At 64.4% G+C, this 14,252-nt stretch carries 9 protein-coding genes; 5 read left to right on the forward strand and 4 right to left on the reverse strand.

What is annotated here, in order from left to right; genetic code table 11:
* Window positions 1-93 precede the first annotated feature (93 nt).
* The 3 genes from galE to BLP10_RS17385 all read left to right on the forward strand — a co-directional run bounded on the left by galE (window position 94) and on the right by BLP10_RS17385 (window position 3,715).
* Window positions 94-1,080, forward strand: coding sequence for a UDP-glucose 4-epimerase GalE (galE, locus tag BLP10_RS17375; protein WP_091137420.1), 987 nt, complete (start codon window positions 94-96; stop codon window positions 1,078-1,080).
* A 94-nt stretch (window positions 1,081-1,174) separates the two neighbouring features.
* Window positions 1,175-2,404, forward strand: a complete 1,230-nt coding sequence (locus BLP10_RS17380; RefSeq protein WP_091137423.1) for a lytic murein transglycosylase — start codon at window positions 1,175-1,177, stop codon at window positions 2,402-2,404.
* Window positions 2,405-2,461: 57 nt separating this feature from the next.
* A complete protein-coding gene (locus BLP10_RS17385; RefSeq protein ID WP_244510642.1) occupies window positions 2,462-3,715 on the forward strand; it encodes an SGNH/GDSL hydrolase family protein in 1,254 nt (417 codons plus the stop codon).
* Between the two features lie 73 nt (window positions 3,716-3,788).
* On the opposite strand, the gene BLP10_RS17390 is transcribed toward BLP10_RS17385, so the two are convergent.
* Together BLP10_RS17390 and gltB are read right to left on the reverse strand one after the other, a co-directional pair.
* Window positions 3,789-5,210 (reverse strand): glutamate synthase subunit beta, encoded by a 1,422-nt coding sequence (locus BLP10_RS17390; protein WP_091137425.1) that lies wholly within the window; start codon window positions 5,208-5,210, stop codon window positions 3,789-3,791.
* 17 nt (window positions 5,211-5,227) lie between these two features.
* Window positions 5,228-9,964, reverse strand: a complete 4,737-nt coding sequence (gene gltB, locus BLP10_RS17395; protein WP_091137427.1) for a glutamate synthase large subunit — start codon at window positions 9,962-9,964, stop codon at window positions 5,228-5,230.
* 494 nt (window positions 9,965-10,458) lie between these two features.
* On the opposite strand from gltB, the gene BLP10_RS17400 reads away from it, so the two are divergent.
* The gene (locus BLP10_RS17400) at window positions 10,459-11,535 is read left to right on the forward strand and encodes a threonine aldolase family protein (protein WP_091137429.1); all 1,077 of its coding nucleotides are present in this window, start codon (window positions 10,459-10,461) and stop codon (window positions 11,533-11,535) included.
* A 174-nt stretch (window positions 11,536-11,709) separates the two neighbouring features.
* Here BLP10_RS17400 and BLP10_RS17405 read toward each other — a convergent pair whose 3' ends face one another.
* Window positions 11,710-12,168, reverse strand: coding sequence for an Hsp20 family protein (locus tag BLP10_RS17405; protein WP_091137432.1), 459 nt, complete (start codon window positions 12,166-12,168; stop codon window positions 11,710-11,712).
* Window positions 12,169-12,359: 191 nt separating this feature from the next.
* Between BLP10_RS17405 and BLP10_RS17410 the strand changes: the two genes are divergently transcribed.
* A complete protein-coding gene (locus BLP10_RS17410; RefSeq protein ID WP_091137435.1) occupies window positions 12,360-13,421 on the forward strand; it encodes an alpha/beta fold hydrolase in 1,062 nt (353 codons plus the stop codon).
* Here BLP10_RS17410 and hisN read toward each other — a convergent pair.
* Window positions 13,341-14,123, reverse strand: a complete 783-nt coding sequence (gene hisN, locus BLP10_RS17415; RefSeq protein WP_091137639.1) for a histidinol-phosphatase — start codon at window positions 14,121-14,123, stop codon at window positions 13,341-13,343. The genes BLP10_RS17410 and hisN overlap by 81 nt on opposite strands.
* Window positions 14,124-14,252 lie beyond the last annotated feature (129 nt).

Raw genomic sequence — 14,252 nt, forward strand, 5'->3', positions numbered from 1 at the left:
CCCGTGTTGCATCTTCCTTGAGGGCCGGGACCTGAATTGAAGCTGAAGCGTTTTGGTTAAGCTGCCGGACGGGCAGGCTAAGGAGCATCGAAGATGGCGGTACTGGTCACGGGCGGCGCGGGTTACATCGGCAGCCACATGGTGCTCGAGCTTCTCGATGCGGGCGAGCAGGTGGTGATCCTCGATAACCTTTCCACCGGTTTCCGCTGGGCCGTCCCCGAGGCCGCTGCCCTCGTCGTGGGCGACGTCGGCGACCAGGACCTCGTGTCCAAGGTCATCGAGGAACACGGCGTCGACAGCATCCTGCACTTCGCGGCCCGGATCGTGGTGCCTGAATCGGTCACCGATCCCCTCGGCTATTATTTCAACAACACGGTGAAGACCCGCGCCCTCATCGAGACCGCCGTGCGGGCCGGCATCAAGAACTTCGTCTTCTCCTCCACCGCCGCCGTCTACGGCAATGCGGACATGCCGCTCTTGTCCGAGGACATGCCCTTGTCCCCGATCAATCCCTACGGGCGCAGCAAGCTCATGAGCGAGTGGATGCTCCAGGATGCCCATGTCGCCCATGGCCTGCGCTACGCGATCCTGCGCTATTTCAATGTGGCGGGGGCGGACCCGAAGGGCCGCTCGGGCCAGTCGACGCCCCAGGCCACCCACCTCATCAAGGTGGCGGCCCAGGCGGCCCTCGGCCAGCGGCCTTATCTCGACGTATTCGGCACGGATTACGAAACCTCCGACGGCACCTGCGTGCGCGACTACATTCAGGTCAATGACCTCGCCCGCGCCCACCTCGTCGCTCTGAGGTCCCTGCGCGAGGGCGGCGACTGCGCCGTCATGAATTGCGGGTACGGCCATGGCGCCTCGGTTCTGGAGGTCGTGGACGTGGTGAAGAAGGTTTCCGGCGTCGATTTCGAGGTACGCCTCAGCCCGCGCCGCCCGGGCGATCCGGCCCAGCTCGTGGCCAAGGTCGACCGCATCCGCAGCCTTGGATGGCAACCGCAGCATGACAATTTGATGGAGATCGTTGATCAGGCCCTGCGATGGGAGCGGACCCTGATGGGGCGGATCGCCGCATAACCCCTACCTATAAGGCTAGGTGTCAACCGGCTGTTAACTCTCTTAGTGTCGCAATGGCAGGGTTGTTTCTGCCCTGTTTCCGTGAGCGACATTCATGCACCTGCCGCTTTCTCCGGTGCGCCGCTTCTGTGGTGCTCTCATCCTCGGTCTGAGCTTCGCCGCCTTCGGCGTTGAAGGCTGGACGCGCCCGGCCCAGGCCCAGGAGGTCTCGGAAGCAGGCTTCCAGCGCTTCGTGCAGGGCCTCTGGCCCCTGGCCAAGGCGCGCGGCGTCTCCCGCGCCACCTTCGAGGATGCCTTCCGCGGCGTTCAGCCCGATCCGAAGATCATCGCGCTCACCAAGAAGCAGTCCGAATTCGTCCGCCCCATCTGGGACTACATCAACGGTGCAATCTCCGCTCAGCGCCTGCAGCGCGGCCGGGAGATGAGCGCCGAGTGGTCCAAGACCCTCACGGCCATCGAAAAGACCTATGGCGTACCGCGCTCGGTGGTGCTCGGCGTCTGGGGCATGGAAACCAATTTCGGCAGCTTCACTGGATCGATCTATGCGGTGAGGGCGCTCGCCACCCTGGCCTATACGGGATATCGCGGCGACTTCTTCAAAGACGAGCTGCTGACCGCGCTTCAGATCCTGGAGCAGGGTCATGTGAGGCGCAACAAGATGCTGGGCTCCTGGGCGGGCGCCATGGGCCAGACCCAGTTCATGCCTTCGAGCTTCGTGAAATACGCCGTCGACGGCAACCGGGATGGGGTGCGGGACATCTGGTCATCGGTGCCGGACGCCATGGCCTCCACGGCCAATTACCTGCGCCAGCATGGATGGGAGCCTGGGCTTCCCTGGGGCTTCGAGGTCAAGCTGCCGCAGGGCTTCGACTTCGGCTATCTGAGCGGCACCTTTCCTCAATGGCAGTACGTGGGCGTGCGTCGCGTCGACGGCAAGGCGATGCCACAGGCGGGTCAGGCCACCCTGTTCCTCCCGGCGGGAGCGAACGGCCCGGCCTTCCTGGTCACCAAGAACTACGACGTGATCAAGGCCTATAACTCCTCGGATGCCTATGCCATGGGCGTGGCCCATCTCGGCGATCGGGTGATGGGCGGGCTGCCGATCCAGGGCGCATGGCCCAAGGACCAGCCGATGATGGCCAAGGATGAGCGGCAGGAATTGCAGCAGCGTCTGGCGCGGCTCGGATTCTATGAGGGTGAGACGGACGGCAAGTTCGGCTCCAAGACCCGTGAGGCCGTGCGGAACTTCCAGCTCCGCCGTGGCTTGATACCCGACGGCTATGCCGATTACGCGGTGTTGCGCGAATTGCGTACAAACCGCTGACAGGTCCGGGTAAGGCTCTATAACATGGGTGGCCCGGAACCCTCGATGGAACCGCCCATGTCTGTGCCGATCATGCCTGTGCTGACGATTCTTCGCCTTCTCGCCCTCGCCCTGCTGCTCGCGTTCGGCAGCGGCGCTCCGGCCGTTGCGCAATATTACTATCCTCAACAGCCGCAGCGAGGCGCTCAGCCCAACCCACGGGCCTATCCGCCCGGTTACTACCCTGGAAAGCTCGTGCAGCCGGCCCAGCCGCAGCAGGGCTTCAGCCTGCGCCGGTTCTTCGGCGCACCCGAGGAACCGCCGCCGCCTGCCCGCAAGCCGGTCGCCAAGCCGCGCAAGGCCCCTGCCGCGCCTGCGCCCGTCGCGCGCTCCGAAAAGCCCAAGGTGAACCCGAACACGCACATCGTCGTCTTCGGCGATTCGCTTGCCGAATTCGCGCGCCAGGGACTCGATGCGGTCTATGCCGAGGATCAGGATGTCGCCGTCGTGAGCAAGATCAGGAACGGCAGCAACGTCGTACGCAGCGATCCGGCGGAATGGCCGAACTTCATCAAATCGACTCTCGATTCCGGCCAGAAGGCGACCGTCGCCGTTGTCATGCTGGGCCTGAGCGACCGCCAGTCTCTGCAGGATGGCGAGGACCGGGTAGAGCTCCGCTCCGATCGCTGGAAGGAGCTCTATACCCAGAGGATCGACGGCATCCTGAATACCTTCAAGGAACGCGGCATACCCGTTGTCTGGATCAGCCTGCCGCCCATGAAGAGCAGCCGGTTGTCCGAGGACCTCCTCGACATGAACAGCGTCTACCAGGAGAGCGTGCTGCGCAATGGCGGCGCCTATGTGGACATCTTCCCCGGCTTCGTCGACGACGAGAACCGCTACACCTCCTTCGGCCCCGACGTGGACGGCGAGCCTGCACGGCTGCGCGCCGAGGACGGCGTGTCCTTCACCAAGGCGGGTGCGCGCAAGATCGCGCATTTCGCGGATGTCGAGATCAAGAAGATCCTCGAAGCGGGGCGCACCGGTACTCCGGTGGCAGCAGTTCCGGCCGATGGACAGCCCGTCGATATCGAGGCGGCCATTCCCGCTCCCCCCGATCCGGCCGTTCCGGTTGCGCTTCCGGCCAAGCCGCTGGTCGGTCCCGTTCTGCCGTTGACACGCCAGGACGTGACGCCCGGCGGCACACTGGTGTCCAGCCCGCCGAAACTCACCGGCGACCATGCCTATACCGTGCAGCGTGCCCTGCGAACCGGCATCGCGCCAGGCGCGCGCCCCGGACGGGCGGACGATTTCCGCTGGCCGCGCAGCTGAAGGACATCGCAAAACGAAAAAGGCGGCCTGATCTGGTGATCGGCCGCCCTTTTCGTTGGTTCGCGCTGGAGGTTTACACCGGCAGCGTGCTTTCGCCCATGAGATACGTGTCGATGGCGCGCGCGGCCTGGCGGCCTTCGCGGATCGCCCACACCACGAGAGACTGGCCGCGGCGCATGTCGCCCGCCACGAAGACCTTGTCGTTGGAGGTCCTGTAGCTCTTGTCGTCGGCCACCACGTTGCCGCGCCGGTCCATGTCGACGCCGGACTGCTCCAGCAGGCCTTCCTTCACCGAGCCTGCGAAGCCGATGGCGATGAAGACGAGATCGGCTTTCAGCACGAATTCGCTGCCCGGAATCGGCTGGCGCTTCTCGTCGACGCGCGCGCATTGCACGCCGGTCGCTTGGCCCTTCTTGCCGACGATGCCAAGTGTTGCCGCCTGGAACTCGCGCTCCGCGCCTTCCGCCTGTGAGGACGAGGTGCGCATCTTCGTCGGCCAATAGGGCCATACGGTCAGCTTGTCCTCACGCTCGGGCGGCTTGGGACGGATGTCGAGCTGCGTGACGGAGAGCGCGCCCTGGCGGAACGCGGTGCCGACGCAGTCTGACGCCGTATCGCCGCCGCCAATGACGACTACGTGCTTGCCGCCCGCGAGGATCGGCTCCATCGTCACCTCTTCGCCGCCGACACGCTGGTTCGACTGGGTGAGATAGGGCATCGCGTAATGCACGCCCTTCAGATCCTGGCCAGGCAGGTTGGGGTTGCGCGGATCTTCCGCGCCGCCTGCGAAGAGCACGGCATCGTACTCGTTGTGGAGCGAGGCGAAGCTGCGGTCCACGCCGATATTGACGCCGCAATGGAAGGTGACGCCTTCGGCTTCCATCTGCTTCACGCGGCGGTCGATGTGGTACTTCTCCATCTTGAAGTCCGGAATGCCGTAGCGCAGCAATCCGCCGGGCTTCGCCTGACGCTCGAACACATGCACGTCGTGGCCCGCGCGGGCGAGCTGCTGCGCGGCGGCGAGACCCGCTGGCCCTGAGCCGATGATGGCGACGCGCTTGCCAGTCGAGAAACCTGCGGGCTCAGGCTTGATGAAGCCCATCTCCCACGCCTTGTCGGCGATGGCCTGCTCGATGGTCTTGATCGTGACCGGCTGGTTTTCGAGGTTCAGGGTGCATGCTTCCTCGCACGGAGCGGGGCAGATGCGGCCGGTGAACTCGGGGAAGTTGTTGGTGGTATGGAGGTTGCGCGCAGCCTCCTCCCAATCGTTCTGCCAGACCAGATCGTTCCAGTCGGGAATCTGGTTGTGCACCGGACAGCCCGTTGGTCCGTGGCAGAAGGGGATGCCGCAATCCATGCAGCGCCCCGCCTGCTTTTTCAGATCGTTGTCGTCGAGCGGCAGCGTGAATTCGCGGAAGTGGCGCACGCGCTCACCGGCGAGCTGATACTTCTGCTCCTGCCGATCGTATTCGAGAAAGCCTGTGACCTTGCCCATCGTTTGCCCCTTAATCCTTATTCCGCCGCCTGCAGGTTCCGGAGACGATCCATCTCCTGGAGCGCGCGGCGATATTCGACTGGCATCACCTTCACGAACTTGGTGCGGAAGGTCGCCCAGTTGTCGAGGATCTCCTTCGCGCGGGCCGAGCCCGTATAGGTGTGGTGATTGGTGATGAGCTGCATCAGGCGCTCCTCATCGGGGCCGGACATGTTGGCCATGATGTCGATGCGGCCCTTGGTCTCCAGATCGCCGCCGTGATGGTGGAGGCGGCGCATGAGATCCTCCTCCTCCTCGACGGGTTCGAGATCGACCATGGAGAGGTTGCAGCGCTTCGAGAACGTGCCATCCTCGTCGAGCACATAGGCGATGCCGCCCGACATGCCCGCCGCGAAGTTGCGGCCGGTCTGACCAAGCACCACCACGAGGCCGCCGGTCATGTATTCGCAGCCGTGATCGCCCGTGCCTTCCACCACCGCGATGGCGCCGGAATTGCGCACGGCGAAACGCTCGCCCGCCACGCCACGGAAATAGGCCTCGCCGGAGATCGCGCCGTACATCACCGTGTTGCCGACGATGATCGAACGCTCGGGCACGGCACGCGTATCCGGCGACGGCTTGATGATGAGCTTGCCGCCGGACAGGCCCTTGCCGACATAGTCGTTGGCCACGCCCTCCAGCTCTACGGTGACGCCGGCTGCGAGCCATGCTCCGAAGCTCTGGCCCGCTGTGCCCTTCAGCTTCACCTTGATCGTGTCGTCGGGCAGGCCTTCATGGCCGTATCGCTTGGCGACTTCGCCGGAGAGCATCGCGCCCGCCGAGCGGTCGGAGCTGCGGATCGTCGCCTCGATGGTGACGGCCTCGCCCTTTTCGAGAGCAGGAGCGGCCTGCGCGATGAGCTCGCGGTCGAGCACTTTCGCGATGGGGTGCTCCTGACGCTCCTGGTGACGGATCGCGACATTCGCAGGCACGTCCGGCTTGTGGAAGAGCTTCGTGAAATCGAGGCCCTTCGCCTTCCAGTGATCGATGGCGGCGTTCTTGTCGAGGAGGTCCGACTGGCCGATCATCTCGTCGATGGTGCGGAAGCCCATCTCCGCCATCATCTCGCGCACTTCCTCGGCGACGAAGAAGAAGTAGTTGATGACGTGCTCGGGCAGGCCCTTGAAGCGCTTGCGCAGAACCGGATCCTGCGTGGCGACGCCGACGGGGCAGGTGTTCAGGTGACACTTGCGCATCATGATGCAGCCCGCCGCGATCAGCGGCGCGGTCGAGAAGCCGAATTCATCGGCGCCGAGCAGCGCGGCGATGACCACGTCGCGGCCGGTGCGAAGGCCACCGTCGGCCTGCAACGCCACGCGGCCGCGCAGGCGGTTGAGCACCAGCGTCTGCTGCGTCTCGGCGAGGCCGATTTCCCACGGCGAGCCCGCATGCTTAAGCGAAGTGAGGGGAGAGGCGCCCGTGCCGCCCTCGAAGCCCGAGATCGTGATGTGATCGGCGCGCGCCTTGGCGACGCCTGCCGCAACGGTGCCGACGCCGACTTCTGCCACGAGCTTCACGGAGACGTCGGCAGAAGGATTCACGTTCTTCAGGTCGAAGATCAGCTGCGCGAGGTCCTCGATCGAATAGATGTCGTGATGCGGGGGCGGGGAGATGAGGCCCACGCCGGGAGTGGAGTGACGCACGCGGGCGATCTTGGCATCGACCTTGTGGCCAGGAAGCTGTCCGCCCTCGCCGGGCTTCGCGCCCTGCGCGACCTTGATCTGCATCATGTCCGCATTGACGAGATATTCCGTCGTCACGCCGAAGCGGCCCGAGGCCACCTGCTTGATGGCGGAACGCTTGGAGCGCCCGTCGGAGAGCGGACGGAAGCGCTCCGGCTCCTCGCCGCCTTCGCCGGTGTTCGACTTGCCGCCGATGGCGTTCATGGCGAGCGCCAGCGTCTCGTGCGCTTCCTTCGAAATCGATCCGTAGGACATGGCGCCCGTGGAGAAGCGCTTCACGATCTCCTGCGCGGATTCGACCTCGCCCAGGGGAACGGGAGTGCGGCCGTTCTCGTCCGCCTTCTTGATGCGGAAGAGGCCGCGGATGGTCTTCAGTTCGCTGTCCTGCTCGTTCACGAGGCGCGCATATTCGCGGTAGCGGTCCTGCGCGTTGAGGCGGACGGCATGCTGGAGGGTTGCCACCGTGTCCGGGTTCCAGGCATGCACCTCGCCGCGCTGGCGATAGGCGTACTCACCGCCCACGTCGAGCGCGTTGCGGTAGATCGGCGCGTCGCCGAAGGCGTCGCGGTGACGGCGGACGTTCTCCTCCGCCACCTCGTCCATGCCGATGCCCTCGATGGAGGTCGCCGTGCCGAAGAAGTCGCGCGCCACGAAGTCGGACTTCAGGCCGACCGCATCGAAGATCTGCGCGCCGCAATAAGATTGATAGGTGGAGATGCCCATCTTGGACATCACCTTGAGCAGGCCCTTGCCGATGGACTTGATGTAGCGCTTCACCGCCTCATCCGCGTCCACCTCCGCAGGCAGCTCGCCGGCTTCGTGCATCGCCTCGATGGTCTCGAAGGCGAGATACGGGTTGATCGCTTCCGCGCCGTAGCCTGCAAGGCAGGCGAAGTGATGGATCTCACGCGGCTCGCCGGATTCGACCACGAGGCCGACCGAGGTGCGCAGGCCCTTGCGGATCAGGTAGTTGTGAACGGCAGCGGTGGCGAGAAGCGCCGGGATCGGAATGCGGTCCGGCCCCACCATGCGGTCGGTGAGAATGATGATGTTGTAGCCGCCGTGAACCGCTGCCTCCGCGCGGTCGCAAAGGCGGTCGAGCGCGCCGTCGAGGGCGGAGGCGCCGAGCTCCGCATCATAGGTGATGTCGAGGGTCTTCGTATCGAAGCGATCCTCGAAATGGCCGATGCAGCGGATCTTCTCCAGATCCTCATTGGTGAGAATAGGCTGGCGCACCTCGAGCCGCTTGCGGCGCGACGTGCCTTCGAGATCGAGAATGTTCGGGCGCGGGCCGATGAACGAGACAAGGCTCATGACGAGCTCTTCGCGGATCGGATCGATCGGCGGGTTCGTCACCTGCGCGAAGTTCTGCTTGAAATAAGTGTAGAGCAGCTTCGGCTTGTCGGAGAGCGCGGAGATCGGCGTGTCCGATCCCATGGAGCCGACGGCCTCCTGGCCGGTGACGGCCATGGGCTGCATGAGCAGCTTGAGGTCCTCGCTGGTGTAGCCGAAGGCCTGCTGGCGATCCAGCAGCGATACGTCCGTGCGCGATTCACGCGCCTGAACGGGCTTCAGGTCCTCGAGCACGATCTGCGTGCGCTTCAGCCATTCCTTGTAGGGATGCGCATTGGAAAGCTGCTGCTTGATCTCGTCGTCGGAGACGATGCGGCCTTCCTCCAGATCGATGAGCAGCATCTTGCCCGGCTGCAGGCGCCACTTCTCGACGATCTTCTCTTCCGGGATCGGTAGAACGCCCATCTCGGAGGCGAGCACCACGAGGCCGTCATCGGTGACGAGATAGCGCGCGGGGCGCAGGCCGTTGCGGTCGAGCGTCGCGCCGATCTGCTTGCCGTCTGTGAAGCACACGGCGGCGGGGCCGTCCCACGGCTCCATGAGCGCGGCATGATATTCGTAGAACGCGCGGCGGTTGTCGTTCATGAGCGGGTTGCCGGCCCAGGCTTCCGGGATCAGCATCATCATGGCGTGCGACAGCGAGTAGCCGCCGCGCACCAGGAATTCGAGCGCATTGTCGAAGCAGGCTGTGTCGGACTGGCCCTCATAGGAGATCGGCCAGAGCTTCGAGATGTCGTTGCCGAAGAGTTCGGAATCGACGGAAGCCTGACGCGCCGCCATCCAGTTCACGTTGCCGCGCAGCGTGTTGATCTCGCCGTTATGCGCGACCATGCGGTAGGGATGCGCGAGCTGCCATGTGGGGAAAGTGTTGGTGGCGAAGCGCTGGTGCACGAGGGCGATGGCGCTCTCGAAACGCGGGTCCTGCAGGTCGAGGTAATAGTCGCGCAGCTGCGTGACCAGAACCATGCCCTTATAGACGATGGTGCGGGAGGAGAGGCTCACCGGGTAATAGCCCGCGGTGCGCTCGTCCTTCATGTCGTAGACGGCGTTGGAGATGACCTTGCGGGCAAGGAACAGGCGACGCTCGAACGTCTCCTGATCGTCCATCCCTGAGGTTTTGGTAAGACTCTTGCCCTTGCCGATGAAGATCTGGCGGTGCAGGGGCTCGGTGGCCTTCACGCTCTCGCCGAGATCGCTCGAGTCGACAGGCACTTCGCGCCATCCGAGAACCTGCAGGCCCTCGTCCGTGATCGCCTTCGTGACGATTTCCTCGACGAGCTTGAAGCCCTCCGGGTTCCTCGGCATGAACAGATGGCCGACGCCGTATTGCCCTTCATCGGGCAGCCAGATGCCGACCTTGGCGCACTCGGCGGCGAAGAACTTGTGCGGAACCTGGACCAGGATGCCGCAACCGTCGCCCATTTTCGGGTCCGCGCCCACCGCGCCGCGATGGTCGAGGTTGTGCAGGATCGACAGGCCCTGCTCGACGATGTCGTGGGACTTGCGGTTCTTCATGTCGGCGATGAAGCCGACACCGCAGGAATCCTGCTCGTTGTTCGGATGATAGAGGCCTTGGGGAGAGGGCAGGCCCGGATCGCGCACGAATTTGGCTTTATCCGCCGTCGTGGCCGTGCGGCTTGGCACTTCGATTTCCAGGCTCTTTGGTGGCACGTTGCTCATGGCAGATCCTTACATCCGAACACGTCTTCAGGTTCTTTGAGGCGGCTTTCGGGCCCGTCGGATGGTTGGATCGTCCGGATGCCCGCCGCTTCTTGCGTCTTGCGAGGCTCGGGTTCCGGAGAGGGAGCCCGCACCTCGCGGGCATCCCAGGCTGGCATTCAGCCCACAGTTGCCCGTCCCGCCCACGTTTTGCGGGCAGGTTTTTCGGTATCTCGCGTCGTTCGCATTTGACGAAGCATCAAGAAAACCTCGGGGCGAAGGGGTGCGGACACCCCAAAAGGGACAGCATCACTGTCCTAATGAAGGCAAGGTGCCAGAGTTCATGGCACCGCACAAGAGGTTTTGGAAAAATTTTAGACAAAAGTTACAACGCGCCGACGTGGAATGTAACAAAAGCAATTTTTGGAAAGCTGAAACGAAAGTCTAAGCCGAAGGGTCAATGATCTTGACATGTCGGCCGCCATGGGGAGGGTGGCCCCTTCAAGGAGAGACCGATGAATTTCGCGAGCGACAACATCGTGGGCGCCAGCCCTCAGGTTCTGCAGGCCCTGTCGGGGGCCAATGCCGGGGCAATGGCAGCCTATGGGGGCGACGAGATCACCAAGCGGGTGAAGGCGCGCTTCAACGAGATCTTCGAGCGGGAGGTTTCGGTGTTCTTCGTGACCACCGGCACGGCCGCCAATGCGTTGGCGCTCTCCGCCGCCGTGCCGCCCTACGGCCTCTGCGTCTGCCATCGCGAGGCGCATGTGATCGACGATGAATGCGGCGCGCCAGAATTCTTCATGCACGGGGCAAAGCTCGCAGGGCTGCCGGGAGTCGGCGCCAAGCTCACCGCCGAGAGCGTCTCGGCTTATCTCAAGGGGCTGCCGAAAGCCGTGAAGCAGATGCCGCCCAAGGCGCTGTCGATCTCGCAGGTTTCGGAATGCGGCCTCGTCTACGGCCTCTCCGAGCTCAAGGCTCTGGGAGAGGTCTGCCGCGGGCATGGCCTCGTCTTCCATATGGATGGCGCGCGCTTTGCCAATGCGCTCGTGTCCCTGGGCTGCACCCCTGCCGAGATGACCTGGAAGCAGGGCGTCGACATCCTGTCCTTCGGCGGCACCAAGAACGGCTGCCTGATGGCCGAAGCCATCGTGGTGTTCAACAAGGATCTGGCCGAGGGGCTGGATTACCGGTCGAAGCGCGCCGGGCAGATCATCTCCAAGGGCCGCCTGATCTCGGCGCAGTTCGAGGGCTATTTCGAGGGCGACCACTGGTACGCCAATGCCCGCCACGCCAACCGGCTGGCGAAGATGCTCTCGGACGGGCTCATCCAGCTTCCCGGCGTGCGTCTTGCCTGGGAGACCCAGGCCAACGAGGTGTTCCCGATCGTTCCGGCCGCCATGGACAAGGCGCTCCGGGATGCGGGCGTGCTCTACCACCCCTGGACGGAACTGAGCCTGCCGGAGGGCGAGAAGGTAGGGCAGGGCGAGGCGCTGATCCGTCTCGTGCTCTCATTCGCGACGCAGGAAGAGGATGTCCGCAGGGTGCTCGACATCGCACGCTCCGCGGGATCCCGACAGGCGGCGGAATAAACCGCCCTTTGCCCTATCCCCGCCGCATTCTCCGGCGATGTGTGACCCCACGAGACCTTACCAACGGGGTTCACCTCCAGCCCCGGCGGGATATCAAGGACCAGGTTTCAAAAACAAGAAAGCGCCCCGGACGAACCGGGGCGCTCTTTTTATTTCAGGGCCGTGCCGCAGGCTTTAGGCAGCCCGCTGGGCCTCGATGGCCTGAGTGCCGTTGGCGGAAATCGGGATGAGCTTCGGCTTCTTGGCCTCGGGGGTCTCGCGGACGAGATCGAGGTGGAGCAGACCGTTCTCGAGGCTGGCACCCGTCACCTGCACGCCGTCGGCCAGCTGGAAGCGCCGGTCGAAGCTGCGGGCCGCAATGCCCTGATGGAGCACTTCAGCCTTGCGCTCGTCATTGGGCTTCTTCTCGCCGCGCACGGAGAGGGTGTTCTCCTTCACCTCGATGGTGAGGTCCTTGTCGGTAAAGCCGGCGACCGCGACCGAGATGCGATAGGCATTCTCGCCGGTGCGCTCAATATTGTAGGGCGGATAGCTCGGGGCCGCGTCGACGCCGACCATCTGGTCGAGCATCGAGAACAGGCGGTCGAAGCCGACCGTGTTGCGGTACAGCGGAGCAAGATCGAACTGACGCATGGCATATTCTCCTTAGAAGCAACATGCAGTTTTCAGAAGGACCCACCTTTCAAAGGCTGGGCCCCTAAAGCGTGACGCCAATTGGCCGCCACAGCTTGGATGTGGGGAGGGACATGTTTGCGTTCAAGAGGCTCGCCCTCGGCGGCAAAAGCGCCCTATATAGAAGGCAGTAGCCCCTCGTGAGATCTGCCGTGGAATTCTTCCCGACCCCCGATAATCCCGTGCCTGGCGAGCCTGTGCTCACCAGCATCACCACCGCTGACGGCATCGCCCTGCGCGTCGCCTACTGGATGCCCGAGACCGACCAGCCGAAGGGCACGGTCTGCGTGCTGCATGGCCGCGCGGAGTTCATCGAGAAGTATTTCGAGACAATCGGCGACCTCCTGAAGCGTGGCTTTGCCGTGGTGACCTTCGACTGGCGCGGGCAGGGGCTCTCGGGACGGCAGGTGAAGAACCCGCGCAAGGGGCATGTCCGCCGCTTCGCCGATTACCGGCATGACCTGGAAGCGGTTCGCGACCAGATCCTGATGCCCCATATGCCGGAGCCGCATTTCGCCCTCGCCCATTCCATGGGTGGAGCGATCGCGCTCAACGCGGCCTATGAGAGCTGGCTGCCTTTCCGCCGTCTCGTCACCACCACTCCGATGATCGCGCTGTCCATCGTCAAGCGTACGGGTGGAGCCGTTTTCCTGGCCCGTCTCCTGAGGTTCCTGGGCCTCGGCAAGATGTTCGTGCCGGGGGGCGGTGAAACATCGATCTCGACCTTGCCGTTCAATGGCAACCGCCTCACGAGCGATCCGGTGCGCTATGCCCGCAACGCGGACGCCGCAACCGCCATCGGGCCGGGCGCCATCGGTGCGCCGACGGTGGCCTGGATGGATGCCGCCTTCCGTTTCATGAAATGCTTCACCGCGCCGAACTATGCGCTGAAGATCCGCCTGCCGACGCTCATCGTGGCAGCGGGCGCCGACCCGGTCTGCGCCACGCCTGCGACGGAACGCTTTGCGGCCCGGCTGAAAGCAGGACACGCCATCGTCATTCCCGGCGCGCGCCACGAGATTCTCATGGAGCGCGACGAGATCCGCGAGCAGTTCTGGGCGGCCTTCGACGCCTTCATCCCGGGAACGCCCGATCCGGTTTTCGAGCGGAAGCCCGATCTCGAGGCGCTCGGCCTATCGGCTGAGAAGCTCGACGGCGGCGGCGTGGACCCGGCGGTCGCCCGCAGCGACGATGCGCCCTCCCTTAGCGGCTGATCCGCCGTCCCAGGTGGTGACGATGCCGCCCGCGCCCTCGATGATCGGGACGAGGGCCGCGATGTCGTAGGGCTTGAGGCCCGATTCCACGACGAGATCGATGTGACCGGCGGCGAGCATGCAATAGGCATAGCAATCGCAGCCGTAGCGGGCGAGGCGGGCCACGCTCTCCACCCGGTCATAGGCGCGCAGATCGTCTCCCGCGAAAAGGCGCGGGCTCGTGGTGGAGATCACCGCATCCTTCAGCGAGGCGCAGCGGCGCGTCATGAGCTTGCGCTCGCCGCCGGGGCCGCGATAGGTGGCGCTGCCGCCGTCGCCGAAGAAGCGCTCGCCGGTGAAGGGCTGGTGCATCATGCCGAAGACCGGGCGGCCCTTGTAGGTGAGGCCGATCAGGGTCCCCCAGGTGGGAAGGCCTGAGATGAAGGCGCGGGTGCCGTCGATGGGGTCGAGCACCCACACGTAATCCGCGTTCTCGTTCTCGGAGCCGAATTCCTCGCCGATGATGCCGTGAGTGGGGAAGCTGCGCTTGATGAGATGACGGATAGCTACCTCGGCGGCGCGGTCGGCCTCGGTCACCGGGTCGAAGGCGCCGCCCCGGGACTTGTCCTCCGTCGCGATGGCCGTGCGGAAGAACGGCAGGATCGCTTGGCCGGACGATGTGGCGAGCTCGTTGACGAAATGCGTGAAGTCGATGAGCCCCATGCGCCCGAAATCCTCTATGTCTGTTATGTCTGTGCCTTGGGCTGCAATGCCCATTGTTCTCTCGCTTTTATCAAGCATGCTACAACCGGCAAGACATTAACAATATATCTCGATTCAGCGGGGCGAGGC

It is taken from the genome of Microvirga guangxiensis, assembly GCF_900102135.1.
Taxonomy (GTDB): Bacteria; Pseudomonadota; Alphaproteobacteria; order Rhizobiales; family Beijerinckiaceae; genus Microvirga; species Microvirga guangxiensis.

What these genes read in the sequence shown, in the direction of transcription:
- BLP10_RS17400 (WP_091137429.1), top strand. Translation starts at nt 10,459, where the DNA reads ATGAATTTCGCGAGCGACAACATCGTGGGCGCCAGCCCTCAGGTTCTG.
- hisN (WP_091137639.1), bottom strand. Translation starts at nt 14,123, where the DNA reads ATGGGGCTCATCGACTTCACGCATTTCGTCAACGAGCTCGCCACATCG.
- BLP10_RS17380 (WP_091137423.1), top strand. Translation starts at nt 1,175, where the DNA reads ATGCACCTGCCGCTTTCTCCGGTGCGCCGCTTCTGTGGTGCTCTCATC.
- BLP10_RS17405 (WP_091137432.1), bottom strand. Translation starts at nt 12,168, where the DNA reads ATGCGTCAGTTCGATCTTGCTCCGCTGTACCGCAACACGGTCGGCTTC.
- BLP10_RS17385 (WP_244510642.1), top strand. Translation starts at nt 2,462, where the DNA reads ATGTCTGTGCCGATCATGCCTGTGCTGACGATTCTTCGCCTTCTCGCC.
- galE (WP_091137420.1), top strand. Translation starts at nt 94, where the DNA reads ATGGCGGTACTGGTCACGGGCGGCGCGGGTTACATCGGCAGCCACATG.
- BLP10_RS17390 (WP_091137425.1), bottom strand. Translation starts at nt 5,210, where the DNA reads ATGGGCAAGGTCACAGGCTTTCTCGAATACGATCGGCAGGAGCAGAAG.
- gltB (WP_091137427.1), bottom strand. Translation starts at nt 9,964, where the DNA reads ATGAGCAACGTGCCACCAAAGAGCCTGGAAATCGAAGTGCCAAGCCGC.